The 17,311-nt window shown below is 64.7% G+C and carries 17 protein-coding genes; 9 read left to right on the top strand and 8 right to left on the bottom strand.

Features of this window, described 5'->3' with window-relative positions; all coding sequences use genetic code 11:
- The first annotated feature begins 59 nt into the window (after positions 1-59).
- From tmk to mazG, 7 genes are all read left to right on the top strand, one after another.
- Positions 60-683, top strand: a complete 624-nt coding sequence (gene tmk / locus VGN62_RS13945; RefSeq protein ID WP_327454855.1) for a dTMP kinase — start codon at positions 60-62, stop codon at positions 681-683.
- Positions 680-1,660: a DNA polymerase III subunit delta' gene (locus tag VGN62_RS13940; protein WP_327454853.1), complete on the top strand. Its 981-nt coding sequence runs from the start codon at positions 680-682 to the stop codon at positions 1,658-1,660. Before tmk ends, VGN62_RS13940 begins: the two co-directional genes overlap by 4 nt.
- Before the next feature lie 38 nt (positions 1,661-1,698).
- On the top strand, positions 1,699-3,282 hold the full coding sequence (gene metG / locus VGN62_RS13935) for a methionine--tRNA ligase (RefSeq protein ID WP_327454851.1): 1,584 nt from the start codon (positions 1,699-1,701) through the stop codon (positions 3,280-3,282).
- Complete coding sequence (locus VGN62_RS13930; protein ID WP_327454848.1) at positions 3,282-4,058, top strand: TatD family hydrolase; 777 nt, start codon at positions 3,282-3,284, stop codon at positions 4,056-4,058. The genes metG and VGN62_RS13930 overlap by 1 nt, the downstream gene beginning before the upstream one ends.
- Positions 4,059-4,071: 13 nt before the next feature.
- On the top strand, positions 4,072-4,836 hold the full coding sequence (locus VGN62_RS13925) for an MBL fold metallo-hydrolase (RefSeq protein WP_327454846.1): 765 nt from the start codon (positions 4,072-4,074) through the stop codon (positions 4,834-4,836).
- A complete protein-coding gene (locus VGN62_RS13920) occupies positions 4,833-5,009 on the top strand; it encodes a hypothetical protein (RefSeq protein WP_327454844.1) in 177 nt (58 codons plus the stop codon). The genes VGN62_RS13925 and VGN62_RS13920 overlap by 4 nt, the downstream gene beginning before the upstream one ends.
- Before the next feature lie 62 nt (positions 5,010-5,071).
- Positions 5,072-5,845, top strand: coding sequence for a nucleoside triphosphate pyrophosphohydrolase (gene mazG / locus VGN62_RS13915; protein WP_327454842.1), 774 nt, complete (start codon positions 5,072-5,074; stop codon positions 5,843-5,845).
- Here the strand turns inward: mazG and hflX are convergent.
- The 7 genes from hflX to dusB form a co-directional block, all read right to left on the bottom strand.
- Positions 5,823-7,112, bottom strand: a complete 1,290-nt coding sequence (gene hflX, locus VGN62_RS13910) for a GTPase HflX (RefSeq protein WP_414713282.1) — start codon at positions 7,110-7,112, stop codon at positions 5,823-5,825. The genes mazG and hflX overlap by 23 nt on opposite strands.
- Positions 7,113-7,171: 59 nt before the next feature.
- Positions 7,172-7,675: an RNA chaperone Hfq gene (gene hfq / locus VGN62_RS13905; protein ID WP_414713281.1), complete on the bottom strand. Its 504-nt coding sequence runs from the start codon at positions 7,673-7,675 to the stop codon at positions 7,172-7,174.
- Positions 7,676-7,794: 119 nt separating this feature from the next.
- On the bottom strand, positions 7,795-9,174 hold the full coding sequence (locus tag VGN62_RS13900; protein ID WP_327454840.1) for a sigma-54 dependent transcriptional regulator: 1,380 nt from the start codon (positions 9,172-9,174) through the stop codon (positions 7,795-7,797).
- Positions 9,164-11,455 (bottom strand): sensor histidine kinase, encoded by a 2,292-nt coding sequence (locus tag VGN62_RS13895; RefSeq protein ID WP_327454838.1) that lies wholly within the window; start codon positions 11,453-11,455, stop codon positions 9,164-9,166. The genes VGN62_RS13900 and VGN62_RS13895 overlap by 11 nt, the downstream gene beginning before the upstream one ends.
- Positions 11,456-11,548: 93 nt before the next feature.
- Entirely contained in the window at positions 11,549-12,967 is a 1,419-nt protein-coding gene (gene ntrC / locus VGN62_RS13890) for a nitrogen regulation protein NR(I) (RefSeq protein WP_327454835.1), read from the bottom strand.
- Entirely contained in the window at positions 12,964-14,055 is a 1,092-nt protein-coding gene (locus VGN62_RS13885; protein ID WP_327454833.1) for a two-component system sensor histidine kinase NtrB, read from the bottom strand. Before VGN62_RS13885 ends, ntrC begins: the two co-directional genes overlap by 4 nt.
- Complete coding sequence (dusB, locus tag VGN62_RS13880) at positions 14,052-15,050, bottom strand: tRNA dihydrouridine synthase DusB (RefSeq protein ID WP_327454831.1); 999 nt, start codon at positions 15,048-15,050, stop codon at positions 14,052-14,054. The genes VGN62_RS13885 and dusB overlap by 4 nt, the downstream gene beginning before the upstream one ends.
- A 94-nt stretch (positions 15,051-15,144) precedes the next feature.
- On the opposite strand from dusB, the gene VGN62_RS13875 reads away from it, so the two are divergent.
- Positions 15,145-16,323: a bifunctional 2-C-methyl-D-erythritol 4-phosphate cytidylyltransferase/2-C-methyl-D-erythritol 2,4-cyclodiphosphate synthase gene (locus VGN62_RS13875; RefSeq protein ID WP_327454828.1), complete on the top strand. Its 1,179-nt coding sequence runs from the start codon at positions 15,145-15,147 to the stop codon at positions 16,321-16,323.
- 4 nt (positions 16,324-16,327) lie between these two features.
- Positions 16,328-16,885, top strand: a complete 558-nt coding sequence (locus VGN62_RS13870; protein ID WP_327454826.1) for a CinA family protein — start codon at positions 16,328-16,330, stop codon at positions 16,883-16,885.
- Here the strand turns inward: VGN62_RS13870 and VGN62_RS13865 are convergent.
- On the bottom strand, positions 16,828-17,307 hold the full coding sequence (locus tag VGN62_RS13865; RefSeq protein ID WP_327454824.1) for a type II toxin-antitoxin system RatA family toxin: 480 nt from the start codon (positions 17,305-17,307) through the stop codon (positions 16,828-16,830). The genes VGN62_RS13870 and VGN62_RS13865 overlap by 58 nt on opposite strands.
- Positions 17,308-17,311 lie beyond the last annotated feature (4 nt).

The following is a 17,311-nucleotide window of genomic DNA, read 5'->3' as shown; positions in this document are numbered from 1 at the left end:
GGCTACCGCCGAACGATGCACGGGCGGCATCCCATCCTTTCGAATTGCACGATAGCGACATGACGCGCGGGCGCTTTATCACGCTCGAAGGCGGCGAAGGCGTCGGCAAATCGACGCAGATCCGCGCGCTCGCTGCCGCACTGGAAGCGTGCGGTGTCGAAGCCGTCGCGACGCGCGAGCCCGGCGGCAGCGCCGGCGCAGAGGCGATCCGCACGCTGCTGATGGAAGGCAGCGACGACCGCTGGGATGCGCGCAGCGAGGCCTTGCTCTTTGCCGCGGCGCGCGCCGATCATGTCGCGCGCCTGATCCGTCCGGCGCTCGAGCGCGGCGCGTGGGTGCTATGCGACCGTTTTGTCGATTCGAGCCGCGCCTATCAGGGCGGCGGCGGCGGGATCACCGACGCAAACCTTCTGACGCTCCATGGCTTTGGTTCGGAAGGACTGCTCCCGGATCGCACCTTCCTGCTCACGGTAAGCCCGGCCGAAACCGCTCGCCGCCTGGCCGAGCGCGGCGGCTCCGATCGCATGGGGAACAAGCCGGCCGACTATCAGGCGCGCCTTGCCGCGCGCTTCGTCGAAATGGCCGAGGCCGAGCCAGTCCGCTGGCGGATCGTCGATGCCGACGTTGCCGCGGGCGACGTCACGGCGGCAATCCTCGCCGATCTCGCGGAATGGCTGCCATGATCGGCCATCACGACGCGGAACAGGCCTTTCTCGAGGCGTGGCAAGGTGGGCGCCTTCACCACGCCTGGCTGCTCGCGGGTCCGCAAGGGATGGGGAAGGGGGCGTTTGCCGAGCGCGTCGCGCGCTTTCTCGTCGCCCACGGCCCGGGCGGTGCCGGCGAGCCACTGACGCTCGACGATCGCGGCGACGACGCGGCAGCGCGTCTTGTCGACGCTGGCAACCATCCCGAAATCCTTCGCCTCGCGCGCCAGCCGAAGGACAAGGCGAAGGAACTCGCGCGCAATATCACGATCGAACAGGTACGCCAGATGATCCGACGGCTGCACTTGTCGCTGTCGCTCGGCGAGTGGCGCGTGATCATCGTCGACGCCGTCGACGATCTCGAGACCGACGGCGCGAACGCGCTGCTCAAGACGCTCGAGGAGCCGCCCGCAAAGACGCTCTTCCTGCTCGTGAGCCACTCGCCTGGGCGGTTGTTGCCGACGATCCGTTCGCGGTGCAGAAGTCTGCGTTTCCAGCCGGTTGACCGTGACGTCATGACAACATGGCTGCACGAGCTGCGCCCGATGCTCGACGCCGCCGAGGTGCGCGCGATCGTCACCGCATCGGGCGGGGTGCCGGGCAAGGCGCTTGCGTTGATCGACAGCGACGTCGCCGTGATGGAGAAGAAGCTGCTCGCGATTGCGACGTCGGGCGACCCCGAGAACCGGCTCCGCGAGGCGCTCGCGCGCGAGGTCGGCGGAACGAGCAATCGCGCGCGGCTCGAACTGGTGATCGATATCGTGCCCGGCCTTCTCGCACGCATCGCGCGCGAGCGCCCGGTTGCCGAGATCGCGCCGATCCTTGCGCAATGGGACCGAGTCCAGCGCACCGTTCGCGATGCGATCCGCGGGTCGTACGACGGGTCCATGGTCGGGTTTGAAATCGGCAATTGCCTCGCCGAACTGGCGCCGCGGCACGGGCAGGCGGCACGCTGACGCTTTCCCTCGCGCGCGCCAGCCGCTAAGGCGCGCGCATGTCCAAAAATAACGAACCTTTCTATATCACCACCGCGATCAGCTATCCCAATGGCCGCCCGCATATCGGCCACGCCTATGAAGCGATCGCGACCGACGTCATGGCCCGCTTCCAGCGCGCGCGGGGCCGCGACGTGCGGCTGATCACCGGCACCGACGAACATGGGCTGAAGATGTTCCAGACCGCGCGCGACCAGGGCCGTGCGACGATCGACCTCGCCGACGAAATGTCGGGATATTTCCGTGAGATGTATGCCAAGCTGAATATCAGCTATGATAATTTCATGCGTACCTCCGACGCCGCGCATCATGCGGCGTCGCAGACGATCTGGAAAGCGATGGAGGCGAACGGCGACCTCTATCTCGACCGCTACGAAGGCTGGTACTCGGTTCGCGACGAGGCCTTCTACGACGAGAGCGAGCTCACCGACGGGGAAGGGGGCGTTCGCTTGTCGCCGCAGGGGACGCCGGTCGAATGGACCGTCGAGGAAAGCTGGTTCTTCCGCCTGTCGGCTTATCAGGACCGGCTGCTTGCGCTCTACAACGACAATCCCGATTTCATCCGCCCCGAAAGCCGCCGTAACGAGGTATTGCGCTTCGTCGAGGGCGGGCTCAAGGACCTCAGCGTTTCGCGCACCAGCTTCGACTGGGGGGTGCCGGTTCCGGGTTCGCCGGGGCATGTGATGTATGTCTGGGTAGACGCGCTGACCACCTATCTCTCGGGCCTCGGCTACCCCGACCCGGACAGCGATTTCGGCAAATTCTGGCCGGCGAATATCCATATGATCGGCAAGGATATCGTTCGTTTTCATACGGTTTACTGGCCGGCCTTTCTGATGAGCGCCAAGCTGCCGCTGCCGAAACAGGTGTTCGGTCACGGTTTCCTGCTCAATCGCGGCGAAAAGATGTCGAAGTCGCTCGGCAATGTCGTCGACCCGATGACGCTCGCCGAACAGTTCGGCGTCGACGCGCTGCGTTATTATCTGCTGCGCGAAGTCAGCTTTGGACAGGACGGCAGCTATTCGGCCGAGGCGATCGTTCGCACCGCGAACGCCGATCTCGCGAACAGCTTCGGCAATCTGGCGCAGCGCAGCTTGTCCATGATTTTCAAGAATTTGGACGGCAAGATTTCCGCGGACTATGTGCGATCGGACGAGGATGCGTCGTTGGAAGGCGATGTACTCGATATGGCACGCGTCCGCCTTCCTCGCGAATTCGAGCAACTCGCTTTCTCGATCGGCATCGACGACTGGATCCGCGCCGTCTTCGCCTGCAACCAATATGTCGACACGCAGGCCCCTTGGGCGCTGCGCAAGACCGATCCCGAACGCATGCGCGCGGTGCTGATGACCCTGTTCCAGGCGGTCCGCACGCTTGCGATCGCGATCCGCCCCGTGGTGCCCGCCGCGGCGGACAAGTTGCTCGACCAGATGGGCATTGCCGAAGATGCGCGCGATTTTGCGGCGCTCGCCGACAAGGACTGGTTCGCAAAACTCGCGGCGAGCGGCTTTGCCGTCGGTCAGCCGGTGCCGATCTTCCCGCGCCTCGAACTTCCTGAGGGAGAAGGGGAAGGGGAGGCCTGATGCTCGTCGATTCGCACTGCCACCTCAACTACAAGGGGCTCGCCGAGCGGCAGGGCGAGGTGCTGGCGCGCGCGCGAGCGAAAGGCGTTACCGCGATGCTCAACATCGCGACGCGCGAAAGCGAGTGGGACGATGTGCTCGCCGCGGCCGAGGCGAACGACGATATCTGGGCGAGCGTGGGCATTCATCCGCACGATGCCGACCATCATCCCGACGTCGATACCGCCAAATTAATAGAACGTGCCGCACATCCGCGCGTGATCGGTATCGGCGAAACGGGGCTCGACTATTATTACGACAAGAGCGATCGCACGCGGCAACAGGACAGTTTCCGTCGTCACATTCACGCGTCGCAGCAAACCGGCCTGCCGATCATCGTGCACACGCGCGATGCCGAGGAAGACACGCTGGCGTTGCTCGGCGAGGAAATGGGCAGGGCGATCTTCCCCGGCGTCATCCATTGCTTCACCGCGAGCGACGATTTCGCGCGCAAGGCGCTCGACCTCGGCCTCTATATCTCGATCTCGGGAATTGTGACGTTCAAGAACGCCGCCGACCTTCAGGCGACCGCAAAGTGGCTGCCGCAGGACCGGCTGCTGATCGAAACCGATTCGCCTTTCCTTGCCCCCGTCCCGCACCGCGGCAAACCCGGCGAGCCGGCTTTCGTCGCCGACACGCTGGCCTTCCTTGCCGATCTTCGCGGCGGAGACAGGGATGTGCTCGCGGCCGCGACAAGCGCCAATTTCTACGCGCTTTTCAACAAGGCGGCGCCATGACGTCACCCGCGCTATGAAGCTCCGGATCCTGGGTTGCGGGACGTCTTCGGGCGTGCCGCGGATCGGCAACGACTGGGGGCAGTGCGACCCCGACAATCCGCGCAATCTGCGCAGCCGTGCATCGATCATGGTGTCACTCGGGGGTTTCCGGATCCTCGTCGACACCAGCCCCGACATGCGCCTGCAACTGCTCGACGCCGGGGTCGGCGAGCTCGACGCCGTCATCTGGACGCACGAACACGCTGACCACACGCATGGTCTCGACGATTTGCGGCAGGTGATGCACCTGCGCCGCTCGGCGGTCCCGGTCTATGCCCGCGACCATGTGCTCGACATCCTCAAATGGCGTTTCACATATGCCTTTGCCGGAAATGCGGGTTATCCGGCGTCGGTCGATCCGATCGACCTGCACGATCATCAATCGATCGGCCCGATCGAAGTGTCGGCGATCGAAATGCCGCACGGCCCGATCAAGGCGACCGGCCTTATCTTCAGCGATGGTGCGCACAAGATTGCCTATGCAACTGATTTTTCTAAATTTACAGATGAGATGGTCGAGTTTTTCCAAGGTGTCGACCTGTTCGTGATCGACGCACTACGCCGCTATCCGCATCCAACGCATCCGCATCTGGCGATGACGCTCGAAGGGCTGGCCAAGGTCGGCAATCCGCGCGCCATCATTACCCATATGGACAATACGATGGATTATGACGACCTTGCGGCCGAATTGCCGCCGGGCATCGAGCCCGGATATGATGGATTGGAGGTTCAGCTATGACCGGTGACACGACCGTCCAGATCCTGTGGTTTGCCGGCGCTTTCGCGCTGGTGCTCAGTTCGTTGCTCGCACGGCGGTTGCCGATGGCCGACTGGATCAAGATGGCGCTCGCATGGGTGGCGATCTTCGGGCTGGTGTTCCTGGTGATCTGGACATGGCAGGCAGTGACGTAGCACCAAGGCTCCGCCTCGCTGCATCGCTAAATTTAACATAATATATATTATCGGATAATCATATGGCCGAAACCACGACGCAGCCCCCCATCGATCGCCTGCTCGCCATCATGCGCCAGCTACGCAATCCCGACGGCGGATGCGAATGGGATCTGGCGCAGAGCTTTACAACGATCGCCCCCTATACGATCGAGGAAGCCTATGAAGTTTCGGACGCCATTGCTGGCGGCGATCCGGCGGCGATTTGCGACGAGCTTGGCGACCTGCTGTTCCAGGTCGTCTTTCACAGCCAGATCGCAACCGACGACGGCCTGTTTGGCTTCGACGATGTCGCGAATGCGATCAGCGACAAGATGGAGCGTCGGCACCCGCACATCTTCGGCGACCGTAAGACCGACGACGTCCGTCAGCAATGGGAACAGATTAAGGCGGCCGAGCGCGCCGCCGACGGTCCGACGAGCGCGCTCGCCGGCGTGGCCTTGACCTTGCCCGCGTTGCTGCGCGCGCAAAAGCTGCAGGGCCGCGCCGCACGCGTCGGTTTCGACTGGCCCGATACTGACGCGCCGCGTGCAAAGATCGACGAAGAGCTGGCCGAGGTTGCCGCGGCGGCCGACGATGCCGAGCGGCACGAAGAAGTCGGCGACCTGCTGTTCGCGGTCGTCAACTATGCCCGCAAGCTCGGGGTCGACGCCGAGGGCGCGCTACGCGATGCCAATCTGAAATTCGCACGGCGCTTTGCCGCCATGGAAGATCGTGCCGGCGGGAGCCTCGCCGGGCTGTCGCTCGACGAGCAGGAAGATCACTGGGTCGCGGTCAAGGTTGCGGAACGTCTCTAGCCGGCCATAGCCGCTCGAACCGCGCGCTGTCGGCTGGATCGAGCCGGACGGTCAGCACATGCCCCTCCTCCTGAGGCTCGTCGGCGAGAACCTCTCCCCGCGCATGGAGCCATGCCGCAGCTTCGCCCTGGCTGTACGACAGGTAGATGCGCTGGACCTTGTGTAGCGCAGTCAATTGCGACGCCATGAGCATCCGTGCCGCCTCGACCCCCTCTCCCGTGACCGCCGAAATCACCGCGACGTCTGGACGCCGCGCCGCCATTTCCTCAATGTCCGCGCGGCGGTCGCTATCGGCCGTGTCAATCTTGTTCCAGATTTCAATCTGCTGGATTGCGGGCGGCGCATCGCCTTCCCCGCCGTCCTGTGGTCCGTTGACGCCGAGCGAGTCCAATATCGCGCGGACATCGTCATACTGGGCTTCGCTGTCGGGATGGACGATGTCGCGGACATGGACGATCAGGTCGGCGGTCGTCACCTCCTCCAACGTCGCGCGAAAGGCGGCGACCAGCTCGGTGGGGAGGTCGGAGACGAAGCCCACCGTGTCCGACAGGATCGCCTTGTCGATACCTGGTAGCCGGATTTCACGCATCGTCGGGTCGAGTGTCGCGAAGAGCATATCTTCCGCCATGACGTCACTGCCCGTCAACCGGTTGAAAAAGGTCGATTTCCCGGCGTTGGTATAGCCGACGAGCGCAACCACGGGCCAAGGCGCGCGCTGGCGCTTTGACCGCTGGAGCTGGCGCGTGCGGCGCGCATCCTCGAGGCTGCGTCGGATGCGCGCCATCCGGTTGCGGATCATCCGCCTGTCGGCCTCGATCTGCGTTTCGCCCGGGCCGCCGAGGAAACCGAAGCCGCCACGCTGGCGTTCGAGGTGGGTCCAGCTGCGCACGAGCCGCCCCGCCTGATAATCGAGATGCGCCAGTTCGACCTGGAGCCGCCCCTCGGCCGTTGCGGCGCGCTCGCCGAAGATTTCGAGGATCAGCCCGGTGCGATCGATGACCTTCGTCCCGAAGGCGGTTTCGAGGTTGCGCTGCTGGATCGGGCTGAGTGCAGCATCGACGACGACGAGTTGGACGCCTTTCGCGGCGATATCGGGCGTGATCGCGTCGATCTGCCCTACCCCGAGCAAGGTCGCGGCGCGGGTCTGGCGCAGGCGCAGCGTGTGCACCGCGACCACGTCGAGCCCGATCGCGAGGGCGAGCCCCTTCGCTTCCTCGGCGCGCGCGTCGAGGTCGCGCGCGAGGCGCTGGCTATGCCACTCGGGCACGACGATAAGCGCGGCGGCGCCGCGCGTTACCTCGTCTTCCGTGTCGATTATCGGGTCGATCAGGCGTCGTCCGCTTCGCCGTCAGCCTCGCCATTGTCGGTCAGGTTGATCGGCCCGTTCGGCTGAACGGTCGAAATGGCGTGCTTGTAAACAAGTTGCACCTGCCGCTCACGCTCGAGTAGCATGCAGAACAGGTCAAAAGCCACGATATCGCCCTGCAGCATCACGCCGTTGACGAGGAACATAGTCACCGATTCATCCGACTTGCGCACCGCGTTCAGGAACACGTCCTGCAGCGCCTTGCCCTTGCTCGCGGGTGCGTCGCGCAGATTGTCGCCGAGCAGCGACAGGTCGAAGTCGTGCGATGGCATGACGGTCGAAATCGCGTGCTTGTAGACGAGCTGCGACTGGCCATCGCGGCGGAGCAGCAACGAGAAATTGTCGAACCAGGTAATGATGCCCTGCAATTTGACGCCTTTGACCAGGAACATGGTCACCGGTGTCTTGCTGCGGCGGAGGGCGTTTAGGAAAATATCCTGGAGATTCTGGTTTTTATCGGACACATTTGCCTCCTGTTTTTGGCGGTAGAACCGCGGGTAAAATGCCGGTTTTCCGGCTCAAAAAAGACCTTCTTCTGATGCCAATATGCGGCAAAGCGCGGGCGAGGTCTAGCGCAAAGCCGCTATCCCTCGCCGTCCGAACTCTCGGTAAGCCCCAAAAGTTTCAGTTTGCGGTGCAATGCCGAGCGCTCCATGCCGATAAAGGTCGCAGTGCGCGAAATATTGCCCGAAAAACGGTTGATCTGGATGCGCAGATACTCGCGCTCGAAATTTTCGCGCGCTTCCTTCAGCGGGATCGCAGTGATCGATTCCGAATTGGGCAGGATATCGGTCCCGCCGCGCACCAGTTCGGCGGGCAGCATGTCGGCGTCGATCCTCGCCAGCCGGTCGCTGGGCGCGAGGATCATCACGCGTTCGATGACGTTGCGCAGTTCACGGACATTGCCGGGCCATTCATGCGCCTGCAGCGCTGCCATCGCTTCCGAGCTGATCTCCGGCGGCGGGACGCGGCGATCGGCGGCGTAGCGGCGGACATAATGGTCGCACAGGCTGGCGATATCGTCGCGGCGCTCGCGCAGCGGGGGGATATGCACGGGCACGACGTTAAGCCGATAATAGAGATCCTCGCGAAAGCGGCTTTCGGCGATTTCGGTCATCAGGTCGCGGGCGGAGCCCGAAATGATGCGCACGTCGACGCGGATCATCGTGCGCCCGCCGACCCGCGCGAAGCTCTGGTCGGTGAGGACGCGCAATATCTTGCCCTGCGTCGTGAGCGGCATGTCGGCGACCTCGTCGAGGAACAGGGTGCCGCCATGCGCCTGTTCGAGTAGCCCGACGCGGATCGAGCCATCTTCGGCTTCGGATCCGAACAATTCGGTTTCGACCGTTTCGGGGTCCATGCGCGCCGAGGAAATCACCCGGAAAGGCGCTGTGTGCCGCCCGCTCCAGCCGTGCAGGACGCGCGCGGCGACTTCCTTGCCGACGCCCGGCGCGCCGGTGATCAGCACGCGGCTCCCCGTCCCCGCCACACGCTTCAACGTCGCGCGGACATTGTTGATTGCGGCGCTTGTCCCCGTGAGTTCGTCCGACGGACCGGCCTTTTCGCGGAGTTGTTCATATTCGAACTTCAGCCGCTCGCTTTCGGTCGCGCGCGCAACGAGATGGAGGAGGCGCGAGGCCTCGAACGGCTTTTCGATGAAATCGAACGCGCCGCGGCGGATCGCCGCGACCGCGGTGTCGAGCCCGCCATGGCCCGAAATGACGATGATCGGCAGCGTCGGATCGAACGCCTTGATCGCCTCGACCAGCCCCAGCCCGTCGAGCCGCGATCCCTGCAACCAGACGTCGATCAGCGCGAGCGAGGGCCGCCGCTGGCGGATCGCTTCCAGCGCCGAATCGCTGTCGGAGGCGGTGCGCGCCTCATAACCTTCGTCTTCCATGACGCCGGCGACGAGGTCGCAGATGTCGCGTTCGTCGTCGACGATCAGAATATCAAGCGCCATGATCTTCTCTGTCCTGCCGGTTCCGCATCCGTCCCGGAACCGATTCTGCCTGCCCCATGCTGCCATCTCCGCCCTTGCCGACTAGCGGCCGCAGGCGGTCGGGGTGCAGCGTCAGCGTGACGCACGTCCCCTGCCCCGCCGGATTGTCGGAAAATTCCAGTTCGCCATAATGTTGCTCGACGATCTTCTTCACGATCGCGAGGCCGAGCCCTGTCCCGCCCTGCCGCGTCGTCATATAGGGTTCAGCGATCGCGTCGCGGGCTTCGGGCAAGCCGATCCCGTCGTCGGTGACGCGAATGACGATCACGCCATCGGCTTCGACCTCGAGTTCGGCCGCGATATGTCCGGTCGCGACGGAATCCGAATTTTTGAATTTCTCTTCAATCGCTTCGACGGCGTTTTTGACGATGTTGGTCAATGCTTGCGAGAGCAGGCGGCGGTCGCAGACGAGCGGATCGATCTCGCCCGGGGTTTTGACGGCGAAGGCGATATCGGGTTTGGCGACCTCGAACAGGAATACCGCCTGGCGGAGGATGTCGCGGACATCCTCGACGCCGAAGGTCGGCTTGGGCATTCGGGCGAAACTCGAAAATTCGTCGACCATCCGCCGCATGTCGTGGACTTGCCGGATGACCGTGTCGGTAAGCTTGCGGAAGGTCGCCGCGTCACCCTCTACCTTGTCACCGAAGCGCCGCTGCAGCCGCTCGGCCGCGAGCTGGATCGGGGTGAGCGGATTCTTGATTTCATGCGCGATCCGGCGCGCGACGTCGGACCAGGCGGCGCGGCGCTGGTCGAGCAATTGCTGGGTGATATCCTCGAAGCTCAGGACGAAGCCGTCGCCCTGTGCGACGGCTTTGGCGGCCAGCGTCGCGGGTTCGGCATCCTTGCGCGAAAGCTGCACGATCGCCTCGCGCTCTTCCCCGGTCAACAGCCGCGCCAGTTCGGGCGCCACATCCGCCAGCGGGCGCCCGGTCAAGCATTCCGCCGACTGGCAGATCAGGCGTTCGGCGGCGGCGTTGGCGAGCAGGATGCGGTGGTCGGCGTCGACCGACACGACCGCCGAGGATACGCCGCTAAGCACGGCTTCGATAAAGCTGCGCCGTGTTTCGAGCTGTTCGTTGACGCTGACCAGCGTTCCGGTCTGGAACTCGAGCTGCTCGGTCATACGGTTGAATGCACGTGTCAGCACCGCAATCTCGTCATCGCGAAGCGGTGGGGTGACGCGAACCGACAAATCGCCTTCGGCCGCAGTACGTGTTGCGCCGATCAGCGTACCCAGCGGGCGCACGATGCGGTCGGCGACGACGATCGCGGCGATCACCGCCAGTGCGAGCAGGAGAAGCGAACCGAGATAGAGCGCGCCGTTGAATTGCAACTGCAGGAGCTGCGACCGTTCGAACAGGCCATTATAGTCGGCAAGCACCGTCCGCGCGCGTTCGGACTGTTTGAACGCGGGGACATTGCCGTCGCGCGACGCATAGACATAGGCACGTCGCTGCCCCGGAAGCCGCGTCGCCGCCTCGATCCGGTCGGGTTGCACGATCACGACGACTTCCTCGCCGGCATCGAGCCGCTTCACCATCGCGGGCGACAGGCGATTTTCGGCCGCGCGGTTATCGGGGTCGATCATCGCCGCGGTGCGCGCGATCCCGTCGTTCCCGATCTCGATAATTGCCGATTCGTTGAGGTTGCGAACGACGACCTGCTGGAAATAATAGTTGGAGAAATCGGGCGCATCGATCGGAACGCGGGCAAGCAGGCCGCCAAGGTCGGTTGCCATTGCGACGGTGTTGGCCCCCACCTCGCGCTGATTGTCCTGGTAATAGCCCTCGGCGAGGCTCGCGGCATTTTCGAACATCCCGCGCGACCGGTCGGAAAACCAGAAATCGACGCCATATTGGAAAAGCAGCGAGGCGAAGATCACGACGAGCAATGTCGGCGCTGCTGCGATCAGCGAGAAGAGCGCGACCAGCCGGACGTGAAGGCGCCCGCGCCCGCCCGCCATCGAATGCACCGCGCGTGCGCGCGCCACGCGGCTGCCGACAAGAACGATCAGCGCCATGGCCGGCACGAGGTTGGCGACCATGATCGTCGCCACGAGCGCGGGGGTAAGCAGCCGTTCGCTCTGCGCATCGCCCGTGATGAAGATATAAGTCGCGATGGCGACGCTGATGATGACCGCCAACGTATAATATTCGGGCGCGGCAAAGCGCCAGATTCCCGAGCGCGCTTCCTCGCCGTCAGAGTCCGCGTCGAACGCCAGGGAGGACGATTGCGTCATTGTGGCCGTGTTACGACAATCCTGTTGCATAGAAAACACACAATTTGCCTGTGTGTCGCCCAATTGCCCCGATTTCGCGACTGTCGCAGCGTTTCAGGGATGCGCCGGGTCGATGTCGAGCTGGCCGAGGCGCTTGCGGAGCGTGTTGCGGTTGATGCCGAGACGGCGCGCCGCTTCGAGCTGGTTACCGCGAACGTCGCGCAAAATGCGCCGGAAGAGCGCAGCTTCGACGATCGCTTCGAGTTGGGCGTGGATTTCACCGTCGCTGCCCATATCTGCCATTTGTTCGCGCGCCCAGTCGTCGACCGCACGCGCGATGAGCGCCGCGGGCTCGACCGCGCCGCCGCCCTCGCCATTTTCGTGGAGCACCGTTTCGACGTCGCGCACGGTGACGACGGTGTCGCGCGACAGCACCGCGAGCCGCTGGACGACGTTGCCGAGTTCGCGGACGTTGCCCGGCCAGTCATAGCGTTCGAGCCATTGCATTGCGGCGGGGGCGAATTGCCGGTCGGGCAAGCCCGAGCTGCGTCCCGCATCGACGAAATGGCGAATGAGCGCGGCGATGTCGCTGCGCCGGTCGCGGAGCGGCGGCAAGGTCACGGGAATGACGTTGAGCCGGTAGAAAAGATCCTCGCGGAAGCGGCCATCGGCGACGAGGGTGCGCATGTCGCGGTGCGTCGCCGCGATAACGCGAACATCGGCGCGCAGTGCCTGATTGCCGCCGACGGTCGAATATTCGTTGCTCTGGAGGACGCGCAGCAGCCGCGTCTGCGCCTCGAGCGGCATGTCGCCGATCTCGTCGAGAAACAGCGTGCCGCCAGCGGCCTGCTCGAAACGCCCGGCGTTGCGGCTGTGTGCGCCGGTGAACGCGCCCTTTTCATGGCCGAACAGCTCGGCCTCAATCAATTCGCGCGGGATGGCGGCCATATTGATCGCAACGAACGGGCCGTTGCGGCGGAGGCCGGTCGCGTGGATCGCGCGCGCGACGACCTCCTTGCCGGTTCCCGACTCGCCAAGGATCAGCACCGCAAGGTCGTTCGACGCGAGCCGCGCGATCGTGCGGTACACCGCCTGCATCGCGGGGGCACGGCCGACGAGGCCATGGCTGTCGGCGGGCGCCGCCGCCTCCCCCGCTGCCGGTTCGGCGCGGCGCTCGAGCGCGGCCCGGACGCTCGCGGTCAACTCGTCGAGGTCGAAGGGCTTGGGCAGATAATCGTAGCTGCCGATCCCTGTCGCGCGCACCGCGGTATCCAGGGTGTTCTGTGCCGACAGCACGATCACCGGCGTCGCCGGATCGACTGTGGCTCGCGACAGCGAATCGATGCCGTCGCCATCGGGCAGGACGACATCGGTAATGATCAGGTCGGGTCGGTTGTCGGCCAGCCAGGCGTTGCGCTCGGCAAGACTCGCGACCGAGGCGAAATGGCCGCATTCGCCGACGAGCGTTTCGCGGATGATCATCGCAATCGCGGGATCGTCCTCGACCAGCAGGATCGTCTTGCCCTGGCTCATGCACCCCGTCCCTTTTGCGCGACCGGAAGGTGGACCCGAAAGCGCGTCCATTCGCCGTCGCGCATGTGCTGGACGGTGCCGCCCATGTCGCGCGCGAGCTTGGCGACGAGCGCGAGCCCGAGCCCCCGTCCCTCGCGCTTCGTCGTCACGAACGGATCGAACAGGTCGCCGCGGATGTCGGCGGGTACGCCGGGGCCGTTGTCGCTGACGCTGACCTCGATCGGTAGCGCGATGCGCCCGCGCCCGTCGCCATTGTCGATCGACAGGCCGTGGCGATAGGCGGTGGTCAGTCGCACGACGCCATCGTCGCGTCCGCCGAGCGCCTCGCAGCCGTTGGTGAGCAGGTTGAGCAATATCTGCACCATGGCGTCATGGTTTCCGTGCACCAGCGGCAGCGACGGGTCGAAATCCTCGGCGAAGCGGACGCCGGGGAACTGCCGCGCACGGGCGGTTTCCATCGCCTGGTGGATCGGCTGGTAGAGGTTAATCGGGCCGCAGGCGATCGGCTGCCCGCGCGAGAAATGCTCCATCTGGTCGATCAGCGTCGCGATCCGGTCGACCTCGGCGCAGATCAGCGTCGTGAAGCGCTCGCCGCCCGCGTCGGTCTTGCGCGCAAGCAATTGCGCCGCGCCCTTGATCCCCGCGAGCGGGTTCTTGATTTCGTGGGCGAGCATCGACGCCGCGGCCCCCGCCGCGCGGCCAGAACGGCCGATCGCGCCGCCCATCAGCTCGGCATCGCTTTGCGACGGCACGAGCGCGAGGATGCGATGGCCGCTGTGGCCATAGGGGACCATCTGCATGTCGACGAAGATCGACTTGCGCCCGCCGAGCGAGATTTCGGCGCGGTGCGCGAACAAGGCCGACGTCGAGGCGTCGTTCATTCGCTGGCGATAGCTGCGATCCATCTCGATGACGTCATAGATGACGCGGCCGACCATCGCCGAGCGGCTGACGTTGCAGAGCTGTTCGGCAGCCGCGTTGACGAACAGCACGACCCCGCCGCCGTCGATCAGCAGCGTGGGAACGGGGTGCGACTGGATCAGCTCGTCATGGTCGAAGCTCGGGATGCTCGACGTGAGCGCGGTCACGCGGCCGCCTTGCTCAGGAACGGCGTGTAGAAGCGTTCGAGCGCGTCGAGCACGTCGCGGCTGCTGGGTATCTGGTTGACCTTGTTGCGAAACTCGGCCGAGCCGTGGAGGCTTTTGACGTACCAGCCGAGATGCTTGCGCGCCATATTGACGCCGGTCACCTCGCCATAATGGTCGATCATCGCGCGGTAATGCGATGTAATGACGTCATATTGCTCGTCGATACCCGGATCGGGACGCTCGGCCTCGCCGCGCAGCGCCGCCATCACCTGCCCGAGCAGCCAGGGGCGACCGTAAGCGCCGCGGCCGATCATGACGCCATCGGCGCCGCTCTGGTCGAGCGCGCTGCGTGCGTCAGCGGCCGAGCAAATGTCGCCATTGACGATGACCGGGATCGACACCGCGTCCTTGACGCTGCGAACGAAGCCCCAGTCGGCCTCTCCGCGGTACATCTGGTTGCGCGTGCGGCCGTGGACGGTGACGAGCTTTGCGCCGAGATCCTCGGCGATATGCGCGAGTTCGGGGGCGTTGAGGCTGTCGTGGCACCAGCCCATGCGCATCTTGACCGTCACCGGCACCGATACCGCCTTCACGCAGCTGTCGATCAGCGCGGCGGCGAGCTTCAAATCGCGCATGAGCGCCGAGCCGGCATCGCCGTTGGTGACCTTGCGCACCGGGCAGCCCATATTGATGTCGATGATCGACGCGCCGCGGTCCTCGTTGAGCTTCGCTGCCTCGCCCATTTCATAAGGGGTGCAGCCGACGAGCTGCATCGACACCGGCTCTTCGACCGGATCCCATGCGGCTTTCTGGATCGACTGGCGCGTTTCGCGGATCGCGGCCTGGCTCGCGATCATTTCGGTAACATTGAGTCCCGAACCATAATAGCGAACGAGCTTGCGGAACGGCAGGTCGGTGACGCCCGTCATCGGCGCGAGGATCACGGGATCCGCGATGGTGATGTTGCCGATCTGGATGGGCCGCAGCGGCGCCATGGCGAAACCTTCGTCGATTGCCTAAAAAATAAGCAGCGCCCCTACACGCTAAGCGGCTTTCCCGCAAGCCGCGGCTGCGCTAACCGCGCGGATGATGAGCGAGTCCGCCCCTCCCCCTTTGCCGCGTGTCGCGGTCGTGCTGCTCGCGGGCGGCCAAGGGACGCGAGCGGGCTTCGACCGCCCGAAACAGTTGGCGATGCTGGGCGGCAAGCCAGTGCTGCGGTGGAGCCTCGACGCCCTTGCCACCCATCCGGCCGTTACGAGCGGCGTGCTGGTCGCCAATAGTGACGCCGTGGCGGCGATCGGTGGCCTTCCGGAAACCTGGATTTCGGCCGATCCCGGCGAGGAGCGCCAGCAATCGGTCGGCAATGCACTCGCGGCGTTGACCGATTGGGACGATGAGGCGCTCGTTCTCGTTCACGATGCGGCGCGACCGGGCGTGACCGTCGAGGTAGTCGACCGCCTGCTCGCAGCACTCGGCGATGCCGAAGCGGCGATCCCGACGCTTCCCGTCCCTGATACGCTTGTCGAACAAGCCGCCCATCTTGCCGGTGACGTGGTCGACCGCAGCGCGCTGGCGCGCGTCCAGACGCCGCAGGCGTTCCGGCTTGGCACATTGCGCCGCGCGCACGCCGAAGCCGTCGAGGCGGCCGCGACCGACGATGCGCAGCTCGTCCGGCGGCTTGGTTTGCCGGTCGTCGCGGTGGACGGCGACGCCCGTCTCCATAAACTGACATATGCCGAGGATATGGCGATCCTGAACGGCTTGCTGGGAATCGATCGAATGACGCGCACCGCCGTCGGCATGGGCTATGATGTTCACCGACTCGTGGCGGACAAGCCGTTGTGGGTCGGGGGAATAGAAATCGCGCATAGTCATGGACTTGAAGGACATAGCGATGCTGACGTCGGGCTTCATGCCCTGACCGATGCGATCCTCGGCGCGCTCGCCGACGGCGACATCGGCGATCATTTTCCGCCAAGCGATCCGCAATGGCGCGGCGCCGCATCACACCGCTTCCTTGCCTTCGCGGCCGATCGTGTCACGGCGCGCGGCGGTCGCATCGATCATGTCGATCTTACGATCATCGCCGAAGCCCCGAAAATCGGCCCGCACCGTGCCGCGATGCGCGCGCGGATCGCCGAAATCCTTGCGATTCCGGTCGAACGGGTTAGTGTGAAGGCAACAACGACCGAGCGGCTGGGTTTTACCGGCCGCCGCGAAGGGATCGCAGCGCAGGCTGCCGCGACCCTGCAACTTCCGGAGAATTGATATCGTGCCGACCGACGCTGAATCGCGCCTCACCGCGCGCGACGAACTTGCCACGAGCGTGCTGGCAGACAATCGCGCCGCGGGCCGCAAGGTCGCCGTTGCCGAAAGCTGCACCGGCGGGATGGTCAGCGCCGCGCTGACCGACATCGCCGGCAGTTCGGATGTGTTTTCGGCGGGCTTCATCACCTATTCGGCGCACGCAAAACGCACCCAGCTCGACGTCAGCAGCGAAATCATCGAAACCTTTGGCGAAGTCTCGCTCGCGACCGCCTGGGCGATGGCTGCGGGGGCGCTCGCGAACAGCGACGCCGATGTCGCGGTCGCGATCACGGGGATCGCTGGCCCGGGGGGCGGATCGGAGAAAAAGCCCGTTGGCCTGATCGTATTTGCCCGCGCGCTGCGGGGGCAGGATCCCGACGATTATTTCACCCAGCGCGTGCAGTTCGAATCGACCGATCGCGCTGCGATCCGCCAAGCGGCGACGCTGTTCGCGCTCGACCTGCTTCAACCCGCCAAGGACGAGCTGCGGCCGTCGGAGGATATCGTCCTTCCCGCCCCGTAAAGTTCGTCGGCGCGTGCTTCGAACGCCGCGATCATCTTGCGCAGCGCCTTGTCGAACATCTGTCCGGCAAGCGCCTCGAACATCCGGCTGCGGAACGAGAAATCGACGAGGAAATCGACGCGGCATCCCCCGCCCTCGGCCGGCTGGAAATGCCATTCGTTGTTCAGATGCTTCATCGGTCCGTCGATGTAGCTCACGCAAACCTCGTGCGGCCGCTCCTTGTGGACGCGGCACGAAAAGCTCTCGCGCAGCCCCTTGAAGCCGACGATCATGTCGGCAACGGCTTCATGCTCGCTGTCGCTCCGCACGCGCAGCGCGATCACCCACGGCAAAAACTCGGGATAGCGCACGATATCGGTGACGAGCGCAAACATCTGCTCGTCGCTATACGGCAGGACGCGGGTTTCGTGATGCCGTGGCAAAGGC

The organism is Sphingopyxis sp., from assembly GCF_035998905.1.
GTDB lineage: Bacteria > Pseudomonadota > Alphaproteobacteria > Sphingomonadales > Sphingomonadaceae > Sphingopyxis.
The sequence above is the reverse complement of the archived record's forward strand: the minus strand, read 5'-3'. Positions and strand labels throughout refer to the sequence as shown.